General features: G+C 37.1%; 2 protein-coding genes and 1 pseudogene. 1 reads left to right on the top strand and 2 read right to left on the bottom strand.

The window, feature by feature from the left end; translation table 11 throughout:
• Positions 1-353 (top strand): annotated as a pseudogene (locus tag MK115_RS09150) (hypothetical protein); the annotation flags it as partial.
• Here MK115_RS09150 and MK115_RS09145 read toward each other — a convergent pair.
• Both MK115_RS09145 and MK115_RS09140 read right to left on the bottom strand, forming a co-directional pair.
• Positions 346-1209 carry a hypothetical protein gene (locus MK115_RS09145; protein ID WP_287610905.1) on the bottom strand — a complete coding sequence of 288 codons (864 nt, stop codon included), beginning with the start codon at positions 1207-1209 and terminating at the stop codon, positions 346-348. The pseudogene MK115_RS09150 and the gene MK115_RS09145 overlap by 8 nt on opposite strands.
• Before the next feature lie 377 nt (positions 1210-1586).
• On the bottom strand, positions 1587-2462 hold an 876-nt coding region (locus MK115_RS09140), incomplete at its 5' end, for a protelomerase family protein (protein ID WP_287610904.1).

The raw sequence follows: 2462 nt of genomic DNA, 5'->3' as shown, positions 1-2462 counted from the left end.
TTGAGAGGGCCCAATTAATGAAACGGATTGACTATGAGATGGCACAATTAGGATGGTCAACCCTTACTGGTAAAGAATATTTACTGAGTAAATATGGTGTAAGTTCTAGAAAACGTCTGAGTGATTCACAACTACTGGAGTTCTACCAAAACCTTAAAACATCTTCATCCAAACCCCGTCAACAAACCCCTAATTATGAAGTGGGGCAGTTATTGGAAGGATTGATTCCCCATCCCGTAACCAGAACGATGAAGGTTAAAGGAAAAGTTGTTCTCCAAAATGGAAATTATTGGTTAGAAGATAAACAAGGAATAACTTATCCCTTATCGGTAATTGAAGAGATCATTAGTTAGGTCGATAAACTCCAACTTTTCGAGGAACTCTTCGCCAGAGTCCAGTTAAATGTCCTTTTGATAAACCTTTAGTAATTTTATCTCGAACGAAGGACGCTTGTGTTTTGGTTAAGTTTCCGTAAATTCCTGTCACCACTTGGCTAATTGTCCATTCTCTATCTGGGTTAGAGTTGAATAATTTTTTGATAGCTTTTTCCATAGCTAACCCCTTATATGAGGGAAGCATTTGAGGGGGAGAGGAGGGCAAAGTCGAGTTTTTTGGTTGAGGAGTTGAGTCTAGTTGATTTCTTAAGTCTGACAGTTTTTTAACTCCCTTTTCTGTCCATAAGTAATGACCTCTATTATTCTGAAAATAATCAGACCCTTGAATTAACTCAGACCCGTAAATATTCTTGATTTCGTAAATCTTTTCAGGCTTTATTGATAAAAAATCTGCTACTTTTTTAGTTGGTAAAAGCTCACTCTTGAACTCAGGAAACAGGGGATTATCTGGAGGAGGTGCAAATTCAGCAAAGTCTGAGAGGCTAAAAGTCCAACAATCAGGCGCATCAGGAACTTGTGACCACAGTTGATTACTGGAACCTTTTTTCAGTTGCTCTGTGAGCAACTCTTTGAGGTCATGTTGTGGGGGTTGTTCACCTATATCAAAGAAGTGATGCAGAATATAGTCAATCTGCACCATATTCCCTCGTTCTTCTCGGAAAAACTGATTGAGTTGTTTATCGCTTGGTAAGATCAACTCTTGTATTTCAGGTTTATTTTTCTCATTACCCACTATTTCAAGATCATCCTCGTGATCAAATTCATCGAGTAACCACGATTTAACTTGTTGAGTCGGCAATGCCGGATCATTCAAGAGTAGAGCTTCGACGTGGCTAAGTTGTTGGGCTGCCGCGAGAGCAGCTTGTTGATGGTAGTCAATCAACTCACGGTAATATTCGCCTAACTCTTGTAAGTATTGTGTGGCTTTTTGTGGGGGTGAGGGAGGTTGTGTCATGACTTATTGTTTCTGTTCAAATTTAAATCGCTTACATTTTGTCTTGTTATCGTTGCATTGATTGCCATATTTAGGACAAGCTGTGGCATAAGTTATTCTCTCACACGGCTCATAACAGAAAGAACAAACTAATTTAAACTTACGGGTATGTATTTCCCGTTGGTGGGCTCTAACGGTATATTCTTTAACTTGAATTTTCTTGCTAGGCATTGACTAATTAAGAAACAACAGTGTTATTATTTTGCCAGGATGTGGGAATCAATTTCATCAGGAGAAAGTTTGAGCCACTCCTGTATGGTTGGAGATTTTCGTAACTTTGATACGGCAGTAAGAATTAGGTCAGAATTAATAGTGGAAGGCAATTGGCGTTTTTTCTGGCCTGTTTTTATATACAATTGGGATTGCTCATTTTTATCAGTCATTTCAAAAATCTGAGAACATAAAAGTTGTGATGGAGAACAATCGGTGGCTTTCATTAAAGCTTGCATTAAAATAGTTATCTGATCACTTTCTAATAGATTAGGCAGATTTGATGAGGAGATTTCTGGTAAAATAATTGGCGATAAAACCAGATGATCAGAAGATAATTTCTCCTTTTCTGGCTTAAATTTATCTAGAACCGCTACCCCCTTTTCATTTAATTTAATTCCTAATCTTTTATCAACATTTTTTCGGTTGATTCCAATTTGATAATCAAAGTAGTGTAAATTAATGGCTAGGTTTTCTTTAGCAACTTTTCCTTTCCCTTCTAAAATAGTTTCTTGACCATAAATATAAGCTAAGTAATCAATGGGCAATATCTCAGCCGGACAATACCAATGAACTGCTATGGCTCCATAAATTGACCGTTGTATGTAATTGTAGCGACTCTCTTTTGAAGAGGATAATGGAACCAACGTCTTAAATTGCTCTTCACATACTTTAATCACAGAAGGTAAAAAACTAGCGTTAATCCCTCGAGTATCAAGGTGATTCGTTTCCACCGTGTTTCTAATAAATTGAAACCCTTTAATCACATCATCAGCTAACGTTAATGTGGGACTTTCTCTAACTTTTTGCCCTGATGACTTTCTTTCTATTACCTTAATTGAGTAAGAGGTTTTATATTCTAT

It is taken from the genome of Prochlorococcus sp. ALOHA_ZT_50 (assembly GCF_022447305.1).
GTDB lineage: Bacteria > Cyanobacteriota > Cyanobacteriia > PCC-6307 > Cyanobiaceae > Prochlorococcus_A.
This window is presented reverse-complemented; position numbering and strand designations above follow the sequence as displayed.